17 protein-coding genes and 1 tRNA gene are annotated in these 18643 nt (G+C 36.8%); 10 read left to right on the top strand and 8 right to left on the bottom strand.

Annotated features, from left to right (window positions below):
- Positions 1–16 precede the first annotated feature (16 nt).
- A complete protein-coding gene (dcd, locus tag AAHH40_RS07190; RefSeq protein WP_342219990.1) occupies positions 17–583 on the top strand; it encodes a dCTP deaminase in 567 nt (188 codons plus the stop codon).
- A gap of 9 nt (positions 584–592) precedes the next feature.
- Here dcd and trpS read toward each other — a convergent pair whose 3' ends face one another.
- Positions 593–1687, bottom strand: coding sequence for a tryptophan--tRNA ligase (trpS, locus tag AAHH40_RS07185; RefSeq protein ID WP_342219989.1), 1095 nt, complete (start codon positions 1685–1687; stop codon positions 593–595).
- A gap of 202 nt (positions 1688–1889) precedes the next feature.
- Between trpS and AAHH40_RS07180 the strand changes: the two genes are divergently transcribed.
- Positions 1890–3464, top strand: coding sequence for a phosphoenolpyruvate carboxykinase (locus AAHH40_RS07180; RefSeq protein WP_342219988.1), 1575 nt, complete (start codon positions 1890–1892; stop codon positions 3462–3464).
- On the opposite strand, the gene AAHH40_RS07175 is transcribed toward AAHH40_RS07180, so the two are convergent.
- The 4 genes from AAHH40_RS07175 to AAHH40_RS07160 all read right to left on the bottom strand — a co-directional run bounded on the left by AAHH40_RS07175 (position 3448) and on the right by AAHH40_RS07160 (position 7206).
- Positions 3448–4509: a protein kinase domain-containing protein gene (locus tag AAHH40_RS07175; protein ID WP_342219987.1), complete on the bottom strand. Its 1062-nt coding sequence runs from the start codon at positions 4507–4509 to the stop codon at positions 3448–3450. The genes AAHH40_RS07180 and AAHH40_RS07175 overlap by 17 nt on opposite strands.
- A gap of 55 nt (positions 4510–4564) precedes the next feature.
- Positions 4565–5386, bottom strand: coding sequence for a pyrroline-5-carboxylate reductase (proC, locus tag AAHH40_RS07170; RefSeq protein WP_342219986.1), 822 nt, complete (start codon positions 5384–5386; stop codon positions 4565–4567).
- 123 nt (positions 5387–5509) lie between these two features.
- Positions 5510–6187: an N-acetylmuramate alpha-1-phosphate uridylyltransferase MurU gene (gene murU, locus AAHH40_RS07165; protein WP_342219985.1), complete on the bottom strand. Its 678-nt coding sequence runs from the start codon at positions 6185–6187 to the stop codon at positions 5510–5512.
- Positions 6184–7206 (bottom strand): aminoglycoside phosphotransferase family protein, encoded by a 1023-nt coding sequence (locus AAHH40_RS07160; RefSeq protein WP_342219984.1) that lies wholly within the window; start codon positions 7204–7206, stop codon positions 6184–6186. Before AAHH40_RS07160 ends, murU begins: the two co-directional genes overlap by 4 nt.
- Before the next feature lie 440 nt (positions 7207–7646).
- Between AAHH40_RS07160 and dapA the strand changes: the two genes are divergently transcribed.
- Positions 7647–8522 carry a 4-hydroxy-tetrahydrodipicolinate synthase gene (gene dapA, locus AAHH40_RS07155; protein WP_342219983.1) on the top strand — a complete coding sequence of 292 codons (876 nt, stop codon included), beginning with the start codon at positions 7647–7649 and terminating at the stop codon, positions 8520–8522.
- Positions 8523–8793: 271 nt separating this feature from the next.
- A tRNA-Ser gene (locus AAHH40_RS07150) sits at positions 8794–8885 on the top strand.
- Between the two features lie 48 nt (positions 8886–8933).
- Here the strand turns inward: AAHH40_RS07150 and thpR are convergent.
- Positions 8934–9527 (bottom strand): RNA 2',3'-cyclic phosphodiesterase, encoded by a 594-nt coding sequence (thpR, locus tag AAHH40_RS07145; protein ID WP_342219982.1) that lies wholly within the window; start codon positions 9525–9527, stop codon positions 8934–8936.
- Positions 9528–9893: 366 nt separating this feature from the next.
- Between thpR and AAHH40_RS07140 the strand changes: the two genes are divergently transcribed.
- Positions 9894–11276: a cytochrome ubiquinol oxidase subunit I gene (locus AAHH40_RS07140; RefSeq protein WP_342219981.1), complete on the top strand. Its 1383-nt coding sequence runs from the start codon at positions 9894–9896 to the stop codon at positions 11274–11276.
- Complete coding sequence (gene cydB / locus AAHH40_RS07135; RefSeq protein WP_342219980.1) at positions 11277–12269, top strand: cytochrome d ubiquinol oxidase subunit II; 993 nt, start codon at positions 11277–11279, stop codon at positions 12267–12269.
- 222 nt (positions 12270–12491) lie between these two features.
- On the opposite strand, the gene AAHH40_RS07130 is transcribed toward cydB, so the two are convergent.
- Positions 12492–13826 (bottom strand): hypothetical protein, encoded by a 1335-nt coding sequence (locus AAHH40_RS07130; RefSeq protein ID WP_342219979.1) that lies wholly within the window; start codon positions 13824–13826, stop codon positions 12492–12494.
- Between the two features lie 416 nt (positions 13827–14242).
- On the opposite strand from AAHH40_RS07130, the gene def reads away from it, so the two are divergent.
- The 4 genes from def to AAHH40_RS07110 are packed head-to-tail and all read left to right on the top strand — an operon-like array spanning position 14243 to position 17547.
- The gene (gene def, locus AAHH40_RS07125; RefSeq protein ID WP_342219978.1) at positions 14243–14749 is read left to right on the top strand and encodes a peptide deformylase; all 507 of its coding nucleotides are present in this window, start codon (positions 14243–14245) and stop codon (positions 14747–14749) included.
- Positions 14746–15693, top strand: a complete 948-nt coding sequence (gene fmt, locus AAHH40_RS07120; RefSeq protein WP_342219977.1) for a methionyl-tRNA formyltransferase — start codon at positions 14746–14748, stop codon at positions 15691–15693. The genes def and fmt overlap by 4 nt, the downstream gene beginning before the upstream one ends.
- Entirely contained in the window at positions 15686–16993 is a 1308-nt protein-coding gene (gene rsmB, locus AAHH40_RS07115) for a 16S rRNA (cytosine(967)-C(5))-methyltransferase RsmB (RefSeq protein WP_342219976.1), read from the top strand. The genes fmt and rsmB overlap by 8 nt, the downstream gene beginning before the upstream one ends.
- Positions 16994–17028: 35 nt before the next feature.
- Entirely contained in the window at positions 17029–17547 is a 519-nt protein-coding gene (locus AAHH40_RS07110; RefSeq protein ID WP_342219975.1) for an OmpA family protein, read from the top strand.
- Positions 17548–17562: 15 nt separating this feature from the next.
- Here AAHH40_RS07110 and AAHH40_RS07105 read toward each other — a convergent pair whose 3' ends face one another.
- Complete coding sequence (locus tag AAHH40_RS07105) at positions 17563–18462, bottom strand: GIN domain-containing protein (RefSeq protein ID WP_342219974.1); 900 nt, start codon at positions 18460–18462, stop codon at positions 17563–17565.
- Positions 18463–18643: the final 181 nt, after the last annotated feature.

The following is an 18643-nucleotide window of genomic DNA, read 5'->3' as shown; positions in this document are numbered from 1 at the left end:
TAGGAAAAAAATTATTATGTCTATAAAATCAGATGCGTGGATTTGCCGCATGGCAAAAGAATACAATATGATAGAGCCATTTGAAGCTAAACAGGTGCGTCAAACCGCGGGTGGGCGGATCATTTCTTATGGCGTTTCTAGCTACGGATACGATGTGCGTTGTGCCAATGAATTTCGTGTGTTTACCAATATCAATTCTGCTATTGTCGACCCTAAAAGTTTTTCCGAGGGCAGTTTTGTCGATGTAAAAAATGACGTCTGTATTATTCCCCCTAATTCCTTTGCCTTAGCACACACGATTGAATATTTTCGAATTCCAAGAAATATCCTTACTATTTGTGTCGGCAAGTCCACCTATGCACGCTGTGGAATTATTGTCAATGTGACGCCTTTAGAACCAGAATGGGAAGGCCAAGTCACACTCGAATTTTCCAATACCACGCCCTTACCTGCTAAAATATACGCGAATGAAGGTGTGGCACAGATGTTATTTTTAGAATCAGATGAGGTTTGCCAAGTTTCCTATCGCGATCGTCAAGGCAAATATCAAGGCCAGCGAGGAGTTACCTTACCTGTCACTTAATTCTTACCATTATTCTGTGTTGAGTTTAACAATACGTTTAAAATAATCTTGTTTCATAAAGGTTTTAGCTTTGATTAGAGTATCTTCAGCAATTTTATTGGCTTGCTCCGTACCTTGCTTTAAAATCCGTAAAACTTCACTCAGGTCTTTTTCATATATTTTTCGACGTTCACGTATGGGTTGAGTTATTTCAACCAATATATCGATTAGCTTATGTTTGCATTCCACGTCTTTGATTTGGCCCTTACGATATTTATCTTTCGCTTCAATAACCCATTCTTTATCGGGATTGAATACGTCATGGAATATCCATATAGGATTATTTTCAACAGTCCCCGGATCTGTCGCTCGTAATCGATGTGGATCGGTATACATGCCCATTACTTTTTTCTTGATTGTGTCAGCGTCATCACTAAGATAAATGGCATTATTTAAGGATTTGCTCATTTTGGGTAGTACCCCATCAGCATTAGGGGGGCCGGTTCCGATTAATCGCCGCACCGGACTGAGTTTTGCTTGGATGATAGGGAATAATCCGCCATTCGCGACATAATCTTCGTCTTTTGTTTGTGGATCAACACCGCAATAAATTTGGTTAAAGCGACGCGCACATTCGCGCGCTAACTCTAAATGAGCGATTTGATCTTCGCCTACGGGTACAATTTCAGGGCGAAAACTAAGTATATCGGCCACCTGTCCGACAGGATACAATAAAAAGCCAAAGGGATAATTATCACCCAGATTTTTTTGGCGGATTTCATCTTTAATAGTCGGGTTGCGCATGACTCTAGGAAAAGAAATCAGCATACTGAAAAAACAGGTAAGTTCAGCGATGGCGGGAATTTCAGACTGAATAAAAATATTACTTTGCTTAGGGTCGATGCCCGCAGCCAGGTAATCTAACGCAATCTCTAAGGTATTTTGGCGAATTTCTTCGGGAAATTCCGCGCGCGTAGTAAACGCATGGACATTAGCAATAATGAAGTAACAGTCGTAGCTTTTTTGCAAAGCCACGCGTAAAGCTAGAGAACCTACCCAATGACCAAGATGGAGTTTTCCCGTGGGCGTATCGCCAGTGAGTAAACGTGGTTTTGATAGAGTCATAATCATACTTAATTTTAACTTATTGTTATTCTGCTAATTTAATACATTTAATTCAAGTTTTTTATTTTTTTGTTCTGAATACTAGAAATTTTATGAAAGGACCCTAGTCTGCAGTGCTTAATATATAAGTCCTTAGCAGAATGTTATTGCTATTTTATCTGTGTTAACATGCCGGCTTCTGTTAAGTTAAGGAGTGTAGGCTATGTCAGCCGTCCAATCCAAAAATTCGTCGAAAATCTTTGTTGATTTATCTGCAGAAGAGCTGATCAACTATGCTGTAGAAAGAAAAGAAGGCGTTATTGCAGCTAATGGCGCGCTAGCAGTCTCTACAGGTAAACGAACTGGGCGTTCTCCCAAAGATAAATTTATTGTTGCAGAACCAAATAGCGAGAAGGACATCGATTGGGATTCCATTAATCAAGCTTTTTCAGAAGATCGTTTTCATGCCTTATGGCAGCGTGCTGAGCAATATGCCAAAGAAGTCGATCTGTTTATTTCTAATCTACAAGTTGGAGCTGACCCAACTTATTATCTACCTGTTAAGGTCATCACTGAATTTGCTTGGCATAATTTATTTGCTAGGCAACTTTTTATTCGGCCTGATGATTTTTATGGAAAAATCGCTAAGCCAGAATGGACGATTCTAAGTGTTCCAGGTTTAAAGACCGATCCACAACGCGATGGAGTTAATAGTGATGCAACTTTAGTTATCCATCTAACCGAGCGTAAGGTTTTGTTATGTGGACATAGATATGCTGGTGAAATTAAAAAAGCCATGTTTTCGGTAATGAATTATTTGCTGCCCGCAGTCGATGTTTTGCCTATGCATTGTTCAGCCAATGTAGGAAAAGAGGGTGATGTCGCTTTATTTTTTGGGTTGTCTGGTACTGGTAAAACGACTTTATCCGCTGATCCCGATCGTTTTTTGATTGGCGACGATGAGCATGGTTGGAGCGAAACAGGTGTGTTTAATTTTGAAGGGGGTTGTTACGCTAAGTGCATTGATTTATCTAAAGAACGCGAGCCTTTAATCTGGAATGCTATCCGTCATGGTGCTGTGATGGAAAATGTAGTGTTAGATCCTAACTCTTTGAAGCCAGATTACAAAGATGCAACTCTGACTCAAAATACCCGAGTAGCCTATCCGTTGGATTTTATTGAATCTCGTTTTCGTGCAAACCGCGTTGATCGTTTGCCGGATGCGGTCATTTTTCTTTGTTGCGATTTATATGGTGTTTTACCACCGGTTGCTTGTTTGAACCATGAACAAGCGGCTTATTATTTTTTAAGTGGTTATACCGCATTAGTAGGTAGCACGGAAGTGGGTCAAACAGAACCCATTAAAACCACATTTAGCACATGCTTTGGCGCACCATTTTTCCCGAGACCGGCAAAAGTCTATGCTGAATTACTAATTAAGCGCTTAAAAACCAGTCATGCCAAAGTATATCTGGTTAATACTGGCTGGACGGGCGGTGCCTATGGAGATGGAGGACAGCGCTTTTCTATTCCGGTAACGCGCGCCATTATTAAAGCTATTTTGAATGATGAAGTAGATAAAGCTGAATCAGAATCATTACCGGGTTTTAATTTTTCTATTCCTAAACAGTTATCTGGTTTGGAGAGTCATTTATTAAATCCAAAAAAGACATGGAAAAATGCTAAAGAATATGATGTTAAGGCACACGAACTCATCAATAAATTCATTAATAATTTTAAACAGTTTGATGTGAGCCCTGCCATTCGAGATGCCGGACCAGTTATCTACAAAAGGTAGGATTTCTGGATATGTAACTTGCAGAATTTATATCCATTGTGTTTTGTTTGTCTCGTTTAAAAAACCCGACTGCAATATTTTTATGATTATTGCATTCATTAGTGTGTTTAAATGTTTGTTCGGGGTACTGAAAAGTAAGAGCAAATAATCTATCTAGGATTTGGCGTATAAAAAAAATTATTTTTTTGTAAAAAATAAACTGCTTAGAAAAAACACTATTATTTTCGTCAAATCTCGGATTAAACTTATTATTCATAATCGTATCATCTATTTTTCTGGAAAAATCTGCAAAGGCTGCATTACGATCTAGTCCTTCCGTATGCAGCACTTCATCCGCTAGATAAGAATATTCTGGAATTAAAAATCTGAATAGCTGTGCTATCGAATAATAATCGGATCGAAATCCAATAGTAGATCCATTATAATAATGCTTTTTGAAATATTCTGGTGCTGTGTAAGGTTGAAAAACTCTTCTTATATTGGATGGTCTAGTTCCTTGGCCGGGTAATTGTAATGCAGGTATATCGGCTGTTGCTTTTTCAAGGAGTTCTTCTTTTTCTTCATTCATTTTAGTAGATAGAAAAACATTAACGCTTCTACCAAAATCAATAATATTTACTTTATTTCCTAACGTCTTATTAATAATTATATTATTACATTTTAAGTCCCTATGAATAAGCCCTTTGCGGTGAATATCAGCCGTAGCTTTAATTAAATTCTGAATGATTTGAAATCTTGATCTAAGGGAATATTGACTTGCATAATGAAATAACTCCCCCTTAAAATAAGGAATGGTAAAATAAAAATATTGATTATCTTCATAAGATTTAAAATGAAAATCTAAATCTTCATAAGCCAATTTCCAACCATTACTATCTTGCAGCTTAGAATGGTGATTTTTTGTTAAAATTTTAACACAAAGGATTTCTCCATTATTTAGTGTAACTGTATAAACACTACCCATTTTCCCGCTGTCTAAATGGCTGATTTTATCAACTGACTGCTCGGGGAAAAGTTGGTTGCAGACTTGAGGAGATAATTTCATGCTTCATAAAAATGAATGATCAATATTTATAATAATACAAATATTAATAATAAATTTATTTAAGACCCTTAGCTAATTCTTCTGCGCGATTTTTAGCTATTTTAAGAGAATTTTTTACAATATCGGAAAAATCAGAGTTTTTTAAAAATTCTAACGCTCGTTCAGTCGTGCCACCCGGTGAAGTTACCTGTCGTCTTAACTCAGCCATCGAATTTTTACTTTCCATAGCCATTCGAACGGATCCTAATGCAGTTTGTAAGGTGAGTAAATTAGCATTTTCTTTTGATAGACCTAATTCAATGCCTGCTTGTTCTAGGGCTTCCATAAATAGAAAAAAATAAGCCGGACCACTTCCTGATAAAGTAGCAACCATATCGATTTGTTCTTCCGTAGGTAACCAAACGACAGTTCCTACACTGCGGAAGATAGATTCGGCCGCATTTTTTTGAGCATCCGAACAATATTGATTTGCAAATAATCCGGTTGTTCCACAACCAATTAAAGCAGGTGTGTTGGGCATGCAACGTATCAGTGCTAATTTTTGACGAGATAGGTACCGTTCTAAGCTATTTAAATCGATACCCACTGCAATCGAAATAATTAAAGGTTTTTTCTCTTGGATAAGCTCAGCGATTTCAATAGCAACGCTTTTTAATATTTGAGGTTTTACAGCTAAAACGACAATGTCTGCCACTTGTACAGCATGGCGATTGTCAGTAGTCAGGTTGATATTTAAATTTTTTAATTTATTTAGCTGCTCTAGACTATTATTCGTTGCCCATATGTTTTTGGCAGGATAGTTTTCTTTCAATAAGCCCTGGATTAGGCTAGTTGCCATGTTGCCTGCACCAATGAAACTGATAATAGAATTTTGCATATACTCTTCGCACTTGAATAAATGGCCGCTCAACTTACATCCTCATGGTTGTTAGAATATACCATGATTACTGCATGGGCGCGGCACTTGCCAAAAACTCAATTGCTGTGATTATATTTCTGCTTACTTTTTTTGGTTCAGATAATCATTGAGACGTTCCAATTCGGTAGGTGTTCCTATGTTAAACCATAAGCCTTTATAATATTCCCCAGTTATTTTCTTTTCAGCTATATACTCATATAACAGCGATGATAGCGGAAATGCCCCTGATTTACTTTGAAATATATCGGGGTGATAAACTCCAAGGCTAGCAAAGGTAAATTTATTTGAAGTGTCATCTAAGTTTAATAAACCAGTTTGGGTAAGATTAAAATCACCTTGGGGATGAAAACTTGGATTGTCCACTAAGATAAGATGGGCTAGGGCAAACGAATTTAATGCGTGCGATAATAAACATTCCAATGAAAAATCTGTCCAGATATCAGCACTTATGACAATAAATGGATTGGATCCCAAAATGCTTAGTGCTTGACAAATTCCTCCTCCTGTTTCGAGCGCGGTTGGTTCAAAAGAATATTCAATTCTAACGCCGTAAGCTCGGCCATCGCCTAGCGCGTCTATAATTTGTTTAGCTTGATAAGAAACATTAATGACTATTTCTTTAATGCCTATTTTTGCTAATTTTAATACTTGGTGCACAATGAGTGGCTGATTAGCGACTATTATTAAGGGTTTAGGCGTTTTATCCGTTAGAGGGCGCAGCCGCAGACCTCGGCCGGCGGCAAGTATCATCGCTTTCATTTTTTTTCTTTCTCATACGACTTAGTTTGAATCTTTGTTTCCAATAGTTCCTTAAATTCGGAGAGCTCAGGATAGCTCTCACAGGCTTTATTGATATAATTTAATACTCGAAAAATTAGCGGTAAATAATGTGGTTTATTATCACGATAACAAAGTCGTGCAAAAATTCCGAGTATTTTTAAATGTCTTTGGATACTTATAAGATCAAACCAACGAAAAAATTTTTCTAGAGGATGTTGATCGTTTAGATGTAGCATATCGTAAAATTTTGATATCCATTTGTCGACTTGCTCTTTCGGCCAATCAATATAAGCATCTCGTAATAATGAGGCGGCATCATAGGTAATGGGTCCATAAACAGCGTCTTGAAAGTCTAATACACCCACTTTTTTGTTTTCTAACAACAATAGATTACGGGAATGATAATCTCGATGAACGCAGACCTGTGGCTGCTCTAGAGCTGAGCCAATTAGCAGTTTAAAAGTATTTTCGAGTATATTGCTAAATTCTTTGGTTATATTTAATTCTAAATGTTTGAGTAAAAACCAATCAATAAATATGTCAAATTCCAAACGTATATGCTCCTCGTTAAATAAATTTAAAGCTTGATTGTTTGGAAGTTTTGGATTGCAAACTTGAATTTGATAGATAACCGATAAAGCACGCGTATATAAATCATCAGCAGTATTTGAATTTAAAATATTCAAATATAAATCATTACCTAAATCACTTAGTAACATAAATCCTTGTTCAATGTTATAAGCAAGTATTTCTGGTGTATAGATGCCTTGGCTTGCAAAATCCCTAGCAATGGCAACAAAATTAATTATATTTTCTTTGTCTGGAGGAGCGATCATAACAATATGACTAAAGTTATCTAATCGCAAGCGAAAATATTGTCGCGAGCTCGCGTCATTTATTAATGGCTGCAGATCAAGGTTTGCGTCTGGTAAAGAACAAGACTCTTTTAACCAATTTCTTAATGACGTTAATTGCGATGTTTGTTCAAAAATAGACATAATCTAAGCCCTAACTTTATAGTCTAAAATTTTATGTAATTCTAAATCTGGCTGCTGAAATCCCTATCCTCTAACTTAGTTCCAAAATCCTGAGCTTCCTTTCAAAAGGAGATCAGCTAGCCTAGTTTTAAAGCTATCTTACACCGGAACTAACTTGCTTATCTACCATTTCTACCGGTAGTATAGATGGTTTATATCCTCTATACTTCTGGCCTCTATAAAAGGGTTTAGGTGTTTCCAGTATTGTATTTGAGGATACAGAATTGCATCCAAATACTGAATATTCAGAGGGAGTTTTTAACAGGATAGTTGATTTTTTCTATTAAGGAACGATGCAAGCTGGTTTGTGCCTATGATCTGATCGTATATACTGCTCCCCTGACGACACAAAAATTTAAGTGCAAAGAGTATATTATCTTGATAATAAGAGGAATGAAAATATGTTTCATGGCAGTATAGTCGCATTGATAACACCTATGCGAGAAAATGGAGATGTTGATTATGCTTGTTTACGTAAACTAGTTGACTGGCATATTGCACAACGCACAGATGCTATTGTCGTCATTGGAACTACCGGAGAGGCATCAACCCTCAGCATAGAAGAACAACATAATGTCATAAGAACAGTCGTTGAACAAACTCATCGGCGCATCCCGATTATAGCCAGCACAGGCACCCAATCCACTCAAAAAACCATTGAACAAACAAGGACAGCTATGGAAATAGGCGTAGATGCTTGCCTATTAGTGACTCCTTATTACAACCTCCCTACACAGGAAGGTCTTTATCAGCATTATCGACTAATAGCAGATAAAGTCCCTATCCCCCAAATTTTATATAATATACCTAAACGTACGGGGTGTGACTTATTGCCTGAAACGGTGGCTAGACTAGCGGGTATCGCAAATATTGTGGGTATAAAGGAAGGTCAACCTGATCGTGCAAAAACCATTTTAGAGTTATGTGGTAAAAATATAGATGTTTATAGCGGGGATGATAATACCGCTCTAGAAATTATGCGTATGGGTGGTAAAGGTGTCATTTCGGTAGCAGCAAATCTTGTACCGCAAACTATGCACAATCTTTATGAATTAACCAAAAAAGAAGACTGGGAAGCCGCTGATAAAATAGACAGACAGCTTCGCCCGTTATATCAAGGTTTATTTATTGAATCTAACCCTATACCTGTTAAATGGTTAGCGGCGGAAAAAGGCTTAATTTCATCTTCCATTTTGCGCCTGCCGTTAACGACCCTGTCGGCAGGGAAGCATGCTGGCTTGAAACCTACTATCGATTTATTAGAGGCGCTATCTTAAGATGAGAAATAAGCTATTTTATTTAATATTAATCATTTTTACTGTAAACTTAGCAGCTTGTTCTTCAGTTAATAAATATATAAAAACGCAACGCTCACAGTATTTATACAGTCAAGAGTTACCGTTGTTGAAAGTTCCAGTTGGTTTACAGATTCCTAGGGAAGAGAGATATATTATTTCTCAGAACGTTGGATGTAGACCTATGAGACTACCCGATTTGCTACCACCAACTAATTAAATTCAAATGCGAAGAGTATACTGGAAACTTATTGGAGAGGTACCAAAGCGGCCATAATGGCGCCGACTCGAAATCGGATGGGGATTTATAGTCCCACGTGGGTTCGAATCCCACCCTCTCCGCCATCTTCATCTTATTTACTAGATTGAAATGTCTCTGTATCCCATTAAATTTTAAACCTCTGTGCTACTGCTTACTTTGGATTTTTGTAACGAAATATACTCGAGGGGCGTATAGCTCTGACTGTATTCCGTTTTTTTACTATTAAATAGGACAATTCCATTGACTATCATAGGGCTGGTATTTAAATTTAATTCTTCGCGTAGATTGGGTGCATGATGGTGAATAATCCGGCCCAAAGTTAAATGAGGTAAATAGGGTTTAGTTTCTGGAGTAAAACCTAAGTTCGAAGCGACTTCTTCTAGTGCATAGGCAAGTTCAAAAAGTTCAGAAGTAGGAATAATATCTGCGGCTATGGCGCGTGGTGCAGTAGGAGATGGAAAAAAACGAATATTATGCAACTGCAGAGGAAAGGGTTCGATCTTATTAATTGCATTGTGCGCATGTTTAGCTAATTCGGAAATTTTATCAGGATTAGTTGTACCTAAAAAACGTAAGGTGACATGTAAATTTTCTGGGTGAACCCATCTAACGCGGTGCCCCCAAGGTTCTTGTTTAAGTTCATCAATAAGTTGAGATAGGGCTTGACGTAGTTCGGAATTTAGTTCGACGGCAAAAAATAGACGTAAAGGATCGTGAGTACTCAAGTGCAACTTCCTTATTAAAGACTATGAGATTCAGAACAGCGCGTTATTTTAATGGAAAAATAGGCAAGCTTCTATGCTAGAGCATTTATTAAATTTTTCCAAGAAGTTTTCGAGCTGTGACCGTAAATATTTTCACAACCATTCATTATAATCTTGTTTGTAACTTGTCTTTTATCAGTGATTGACGATTTCATGTGTAAACATTAACTTAAACTGATTTTAATTCTTACTTTATTCCCAAAAGCGTCGAATATCCATCAAAATATTCCTATGTATAAATATATAATACATCAATTAATCAACGGGATTCGTTTTCTCGGAAATTGGAGTATACTGTAGAGCAATTTTTCCGTTATTAAGTGCGCTATGATTATCGATACTACACTGCTTTCCCGCATTCAGTTCGGATTTACGATTGGTTTTCATATCTTATTTCCTACGCTCAATATTGGTTTAGCCGTTTTTTTATCGGTAATGGAAGGAATTTGGTTAAAAACGGGGAATCCTGTTTATTTAAGAATTTGCCAATTTTGGACTAAGATTTTTGCCCTGACCTTTGGTATGGGTGTAGTTTCAGGTATTGTTTTGGCCTATGAGTTAGGAACTAACTTCGGACCTTTCATTAGTACGGCTGGTGGTGTCATAGGCGCACTTTTTGTCTATGAAGTTCTTTCAGCTTTTTTCCTTGAAGCTGGGTTTTTAGGTGTAATGTTATTCGGATGGGACAAAGTGGGTCCTAGATTACATTATTTGGCGACTTTGCTAGTGACCTTAGGCACGCTATTTTCTGCCTTAGGAATTTTATCTGCAAATTCTTGGATGCAGACTCCTGCTGGCTTCCATATTGATGCCGGTAAATATGTGGTAGATAGTTGGTGGGCTGTAGTATTTAACCCATCAGCTATTCCACGTTTTCTGCACATGGTTATGGCGTCATTGCTAACCACTTGTTTTGCTATTGCAGGCGTGTCAGCCTGGTATTTATTAAAGAGAAAATATCTAGATATCGCTAAACCCTGTTTTTCGTTTGTTTTTGCCGCAGCTATGGTGATAGCTCCTGTTCAAATTTTGTTGGGTGATATGGTCGGTTTAAAGGTTTTTGAATATCAACCGCTTAAAACTGCAGCAATAGAAGCTAATTGGAACACGCAAAATGGAGCTCCTTTAATTTTATTTGCTGTTCCAAATAGTAAACAAGAAAAAAATTATTATGAAATAAGTATCCCAAAACTCGCGAGTTTAATTAATACACACCATTGGGATGGTAAATTAATTGGTCTAAAAAGTGTCCCACGCGCAGACAGACCTGTTGTGGGAGCTACCTTTTGGATGTTTCGAGTGATGGTAGGTATAGGTTTTTTATTTTTTTTCGTTGCACTCTATGCTCTCTGGCAAAGATGGCGCGGAAAACTTTATAACTCTGATATACTTTATCGTTTATGTATTTTAATAGCACCCTTAGGTTTTCTGAGTACCATTGCAGGTTGGGTAACGGCAGAATCTGGCCGGCAGCCTTGGATTGTATATAATTTAATCAGCACCTCCCAAGGTGCATCAATAGTTCCACTGCATCAGGTAATTATTTCTTTAGCCCTGCTAGTTACTGTTTATGGAATTATATTTACTTTTTACCTCTTTTATCTTTTTAAATTAATTCGCAACGGACCTACTCCTCCGATATTGGATGAATCAGTCGCAGAAGTGATAACCGAAACGCCCTTTAAATATTTAGCGCCAGAGGGTAAATAAATGCTTTTAATTCTTACCTGGGCCACGATTATCTCTTTAATTATAATGATGTATGTTTTGTTGGATGGTTTTGACTTGGGAGTAGGTATTTTATTTCCGTGGATTAAATCGAGTGAATATAGAGATATTATGATGAGCACCGTTGTGCCCGTCTGGGATGGAAATGAAACTTGGTTAGTGTTTGGTGCCGCGGCTTTATATGCCGCTTTCCCAATTGCGTATGGCATTTTGTTACCTACTTTATATATGCCGATCATGATTTTATTAGTTGCATTAATTTTTCGTGGGGTTGCTTTCGAGTTTCGGTTTAAGGCGCATAAAAGTCAGTTTGTTTGGGATATTGCTTTTGCATCAGGGTCAATATTGGCGGCTTTTATTCAAGGGATCATTTTAGGTACGTTTGTAAAAGGATATGGTAACCATCTACCTTTATCACATTCCGCTTATCATTGGCTCACACCTTTTACCATTTTTACCGGGGTTGCTGTGGTTTGCGGCTATGCTTTATTAGGAGCAACATGGCTAATTATAAAAACAGCTGGAGTTTTACAAGAGAGGATGTACAAAGCAGCCAAAGTTTTATTACCACTAGTTGCCTTTTTTCTAATCAGTGTGAGTATCTGGACGCCGATAGTCGAACCGCAAGTTATGCAGCGTTGGTTTTCCTTACCCAACTTTTTTTATTTATCTCCCTTGCCGATTTTAACGATATTGATAGTATTTTATAATTTTTATTGCTTACATAAGAAAAAAGAAAAATTGCCTTTTATTTTAACCATAGGCTTGTTTGTTTTATCGTATACTGGATTTTGTATTAGTGCGTGGCCTTATATTATTCCGCATGTGTTGCCTGTTTGGGAAGCGGCTGCTCCTCCCTCCACGTTAAAATTTATATTAGTCGGCGCAGCGATTATTTTACCGATATTATTAATTTATACACTTTATTCTTATCATGTTTTTCGAGGGAAAGTAAAAACAGTTATTCATTATTGATGTATGCTCACAGCAATGGGATTTTTGGCAAGTGCCGCGACCATGCAACAATCTGGCATATGCAATAACCATGAGGATTGCGAGTTGAGCGCCAAGAGTATATGAAAAAACGTTTACGACAATGGCTATGGTTTATCGGCTTATATATAGCCGGCGTGACGACTATTATCGTGGTCTCTAAGATATTACGTTATTTTATTCCACATTAAAACTTTCTATATATTAGATCTTCATTAATGGCATAGTAGTTTCAACTCTATCCAATAATTTAACTTCAGGCATTTTTTTATGAAAAAACAGCATTCTTTTTTCTTTCGATATCAAAAACTTAGGTGTCCATTTGGCTAAAGTATCTAATATTTTATTTAGAACACCATCAATTTTTATGGTACATAAATAATTTTTTTGGAAATTTGATATTTTATTTTTAATGCCAAGTTCAAAATTTTTAAAAGCGGTTGTATCTAAATTGTCTTTTTCTTCTTCTTTAAATACTGAGTTGTACAACAAAGAATGAAAATATATATCAGTTTTTTCTTTTAAAGTAGCTGCCAAATCCGTAATTTCCGGTATTTTGTCGGCATGAGTAGTTAATTCCTCAATTAATTGAAGAAATTTTTGATAATTTTTTCTAAAATAATCTAACTTTTTTCGACATGTTTGAATTGAATCATAACCGCTGTAATCGCCAAAAACACAGGCAAACCCCTTTTCTGCAAAATAAGCCTGTTTAAAAAAATTGTATTGTGATATCAATTTACTATCTCTAGAATTTACAATTATTGAATCTAATAATTGCTTAATATCATTTTGATTCAAGCTAGGAGTTAAATCCGTTAATTTGGTGCGTAACTGGTCATAGGAAAATACCATCTTACTAATATTGGTTTCTTGTTGTTCTTTCTTTGACTTTTCTGTAGGTTCGGCTGCGAAGGTTAAATTATCATTTAAGCAAGCGATAAAGTTATTTATCTCAAAAGCAAAGCATGTGGTTAAGTAAGCCGCTGAATTAATTAATTCGGGAGAAGAAAACTGTGCAACATTAGTTAAGGTATATCTTTGTATAAAGATTTTTAGAAAAATAAAAAAAAGTCTAATGTTAACTTGTTTTTCTCTATTTTCAGGGAGCTGTAAACTATTTTCTCGTTTTAAATTAATGACATTATCAATATTCAAATTAATAATTTTTTCAGTGTGAGAATCTATGATATTTTTTAATGATTCTTTAAGGGTTAATTTCGGTTTAAGAAACTCATCTGTCTTTAGCTTCTCAATAAATTGATTTTTATCTGTTATGGTAATCCCGAGAGGACTTATAAGTTCACTGGTAAGTCTAATTTGCCTTTTCCATCTGGCTTTTAAACTAATATTAAATAACGTTTCATCAAGATCTTGATAGTCAAATTCTAATTGATCTAATTTTGCTTTTAAAATATCACTGGGAAATTTTTTGAAAAACTTATCTAATGGGAGTGGCTGTTTAATGAATTTAAGTAAGCAATCGACATCGGCGATGAGATTCGCGTCAGGTATGAATGGAAAAATATTTTTTTTCATTACTATTTAGTTATAAAGACCTCCTTGTCGATTAAGTCGAGGCTAAATAAAATAACAGCGAAAAATAGTTACAACTTAAGCTAAAAATCCATCTCCAGTGCCAATATCTACTATTTTATCTCCTAGCACGGTAGCATAAATTAAGTCTTGTGCCTATTAAGCCATTTGACTACAAGCAGTATGGCTATAAATTTTAAGCTATTTGAAGAATTCTATTGCTAATCGAAGTTTTTTCTTGGCAAAAATCACTAATACTTTCAAAAATTGATTATTCTTTTTTCAAAAAAGAGTGATTGACTAAACCAATTAAAGCAAGGAAAATTGGCCGATGAACTGTCAGACGCTAGATTTAGTATAATATAACGAACAAATATCACATTTACCTTTGATTTTGATGAGTAAAAGAAGATAAACATATGGCTATTCATCCTATTATTCAGCTCCCAGATGTACGTTTGCGCGCGCCTACAGAACCAGTTGCCATTTTTGATGAAAGTTTACAGCAATTAATTGAGGATATGTTTGAGACGATGTACGCTGCTAAGGGTATAGGGTTAGCTGCTCCACAAATTGCTATTAGCAAAAAATTAGCGGTTATTGATGTTTCCAATAATAAGTCGAAAACTTGGTGTTTAATTAACCCAATCATTATTGAGAAAAAAGGTGAGGCTTTAATGGAAGAAGGTTGTTTATCAGTGCCAGGGATTTATGACAAAGCTCCGCGAGCGTTATGGGTTAAACTTCAGGCCTTAGATAGACATGGAAAGCCATATGAAATCGAAGCAGAAGATTTATTGGCGCATTGTATACAACATGAAATAGACCATCTAAACGGTAAGTTATTTTTAGATCATTTATCCCCTCTTAAACGTCAGTTAGCACGTAAAAAGCTTGATAAAATCAAGAAAAGGGGGAAATCTTGAAGCTCATTTTTGCAGGGACGCCTGAGTTTGCCTTGCCCAGCTTACAAGCTTTGTTGAGCTCTAGCCATGAAATATGCGCGGTCTATACACAACCTGATCGCCCAGCTGGAAGAGGTCGAAAATTGTTAATGAGTCCGGTTAAAAAACTGGCTTTAGAGAATAAACTTCCTGTTTACCAGCCTACGAGTTTACGTGACGCTGACGAACAAAAAAAATTAGCTACTTTTCATGCAGATTTAATGGTGGTAGTCGCCTATGGTCTTATTCTTCCGCCTGAGATATTAACCATACCTCGTTTTGGCTGTATCAATGTCCATGCATCTTTATTACCACGTTGGCGAGGTGCCGCACCTATTCAACGGGCGATTTTAGAAGGCGATCCAGAAACCGGTGTTACCATCATGCAAATGGATGAAGGTCTTGATACGGGTGAAATGATAAAGAAATTTTCATGTGCAATAGAACCGAACGATACTAATAAAACCTTACAAGATCGATTAGCTGATTTAGGCGCTCGAGCGTTAATAGAAACTTTAAATATAATCGAAAGAGGCTCTTATCGTTCAGAACCACAGAATGAAAAAGCCAGTACTTATGCAAAAAAAATTAATAAATCGGAAGCGGAAATAGATTGGGAGAAGTCCGCGGTTTACTTAGACAGAATGGTGCGTGCTTTTCATCCTAAGCCAATTGCTCGCGTGGTATTAGGAAAATCTATACTGCGTATTTGTAAAGCAGAAGTTCTCGATGAAACCACTTCCGAAAAGCCTGGTTTAATCTTAAAAGCTGACCGAGAAGGTATAGATGTGGCTACAGGAAAAGGTGTTTTACGTTTATTAGAAGTGCAATGGCCGGGCGGCAGATGCCTACCGATTTCAAGCTTTATCCATGGTAAATCGGAATTATTTCATGTGGGTGCGATTTTAGATCGAATGTATGTCTAACTCCCGGGCAATTGCCGCACAAATCATTTCTCGTGTTTTAAAAGCCAGAATATCACTTACGGATGCTTTATCAGCCGGTGTAAATGCTGATATTAATTCTCGTGATAGAGCATTTATTCAAGAATTATGTTATGGGGTGATACGCTGGTATGCGCCTTTGAAGCAGCTTTGTTCCTATTTATTAAAAAAACCTCTTAATGCCACCGATCAAGATGTTTATGCCCTATTGCTAATAGGGCTTTACCAACTTAATTACTTAAGGACATCCCCGCATGCGGCCGTTCATGAAACGGTACAAGCAGCGAGAGAACTGCATAAGGTATGGGCAGTGCCATTAATTAATGGGGTGCTACGATCATTTCAACGACAAAAAGCCAGTTTATTAAAAAAATTACCTAAAGATAGTCATTTTGCACACCCTGATTGGTTAATAAAAAAGTTACAGCAGGCATGGCCCGATGAATGGCAAGCAATTTTAGCCGCCAATAATCATTTACCTCCTATGAGTCTACGCGTTAATCTTTTGAAAATTACGCGAAAAGATTACGCACAAAAATTAAAAGACAACGGTATAGCTGGGAGCTTAAGCGAATTGAGTCAAACCGGAATTATGCTCGATGAATCTTGCCCGGTACTGAAAATACCAGGTTTTATGGAGGGGGAAGTTTCCATACAAGATACGGCTGCACAATTGGCTGCGTCCTTATTGTTATTAGCGCCTGGACAACGAGTTTTAGATGCTTGTGCAGCACCGGGAGGGAAAACAACACATATTTTGGAATTACAACCTGATTTAGAGAGTTGTCTTGCTGTCGATCATGATGCAATCCGTTTAAAGAAGGTTAAGGAAAATCTTAATCGCTTAAGATTGACAGATAAAAAGGTGCAATTGTTATGCACGAAAGCAGAGGATCTCAAAAGTACTTGGAAGGGAGGCTTATTCGATAGAATCTTATTAGATGCGCCTTGTTCGGGAACCGGCGTTATTCGTAAGCACCCTGACATTAAATTATTACGCAGAGAAGAGGATATTGCTAAATTAGCAGAACAACAATATCAACTGATATCAAGCCTTTGGGGATTATTAAAGCCGAATGGTATCTTATTGTATGTGACTTGCTCGGTATTGCCGGAGGAAAATAGCGAGGTATTACTTCGTTTTCTATCTCATTACTCAGATGCAAAAGAAGAGGTCATCGACGAAAAATGGGGAGTAGCATGCCCAATAGGGAGGCAAATTCTTCCCCAAATTCATGGACCTGATGGCTTTTATTATGCTAGGTTACGTAAAAGAGCTTAGAGTTGAGCTCCATTCTAGAATAAGATGGGAAAATCATGAAAATAATCTCGCTGTTTTTTTATTGTGTATTAACTACTGCTTTGTTCGCTATGGTCGGTTGTGCTTCTAGTCAATCTTTAGATAAAGCGCCCATAGAGAAAAAAACAGTGAGCGTTAAGAAAAAAAAGGATTTACCACCCCCTGCCATACAAATTATCCAAGGCGCTGATCGTCTTAGAGTCATTGCCTATAGCGATGTTTGTTTTCGACCAAATGGGAAGTTAACCGTCAATTGTGCCCAGCAGCTTAGTCAAAGTATAAAAATTATAAAATCTTATGGAGATGGGCTCATTCAAGTGGTGGGATATAGCGATGATCTTTATGATCCGCATACAGCGGCTGCTATTACACAAGATCAAGCAGAAGTAATAACAAGTTTTTTATGGTCACATGGAATAGGTTCACAACGTCTGCGCACCATTGGATACGGCCAACATGATTTTATTGCGAGTAATCGAAACGTTAAAGCAAGTAGTTTTAATCGTCGCGTTGAGATTATCTTAGTAAAAAATTAATTCAAGAACACCCTATTAGTTTTTGTTAAGTACTAGGCCTTGGCCTTCAGAATACTTACTTATAAAATTAATCGGTGTCGAGTAATAAATCACACTATTATCCTTTGCAAATGCTCTCAGTGTATTTCTGGCATTAACGTTTGCCTGGACGTGTTTTTCAGTTTTAACAAATCCCTGCTGAGTGCGTAGATGTTGGGCAAATAATCGAATATCTTGTGTTAATTGGATATCTACAGTTTTGACGATTCCTGCTAAGTCAATTTTTCCCTTACCTTTAGCATCTATTCTTAAATAAGGACTATTAACCCAATAAACCTGCAAATTTCCATTTCCTGTAAAATTGATCTTATTTAACGAAACGATGCCTTGAAGGACAATATTATGAGAATTATGCGCTTCTATGTTTAGATTTGAGCTCAGTATATTATGAAAAATTATGTTTTCATTACCGATACTATAAAGAGATTTTAGATTTAATTTGTTGGTATAAAGATTGATTTGCCCTGCTCCTTGTGTGCGCAGAGTTAAAGAACCAGATAGTCCTTTACCAAACAGAGTCGCGTTACTATCGAATTGGATTTGTTTTATTTGCGCAGGAGATGTATTGATTCGAATCGTTAACCTTTCGCCAGGCGCGGATCTATAAACGGGTTTTGTTCCGAGATACAATATACGGTTTTTTTCACTATATGTGACTGCAAGAACTCTTTTCGGGTCACCCAGAATTTGTAAGGAAGTATGGGTTTGGGTGGCATCGATATAAACATTAACTGGCCCTTGAATATCTAAACTATCAAAATCATTAATTGAGATATTCTTGCATATTATAGACGCTCTATGAGGGGGCAATTGTGCGTGCCCAAGTATGCTAAAAAGGGACAGACTGATAAGTAAACAATAGGCGATGATTTTCATGGACTTATGCTCTTATTATTATTTTTATAGGATATTAACCTCGTCCGAGGCTATTTACCAGTAAAGATTAAGCATTTAATCCATGTGGTATAGCCATCCAAGAAGAGAATCAGGCTTCTTTCTTGAAAATCTTCATCGTGAGAGTGGGTATTTCAAGATGCCCGCTCCCATCTTGAAATAC

It is taken from the genome of Rickettsiella endosymbiont of Miltochrista miniata (assembly GCF_964031245.1).
Classification (GTDB): domain Bacteria; phylum Pseudomonadota; class Gammaproteobacteria; order Diplorickettsiales; family Diplorickettsiaceae; genus Aquirickettsiella.
The sequence above is the reverse complement of the archived record's forward strand: the minus strand, read 5'-3'. Positions and strand labels throughout refer to the sequence as shown.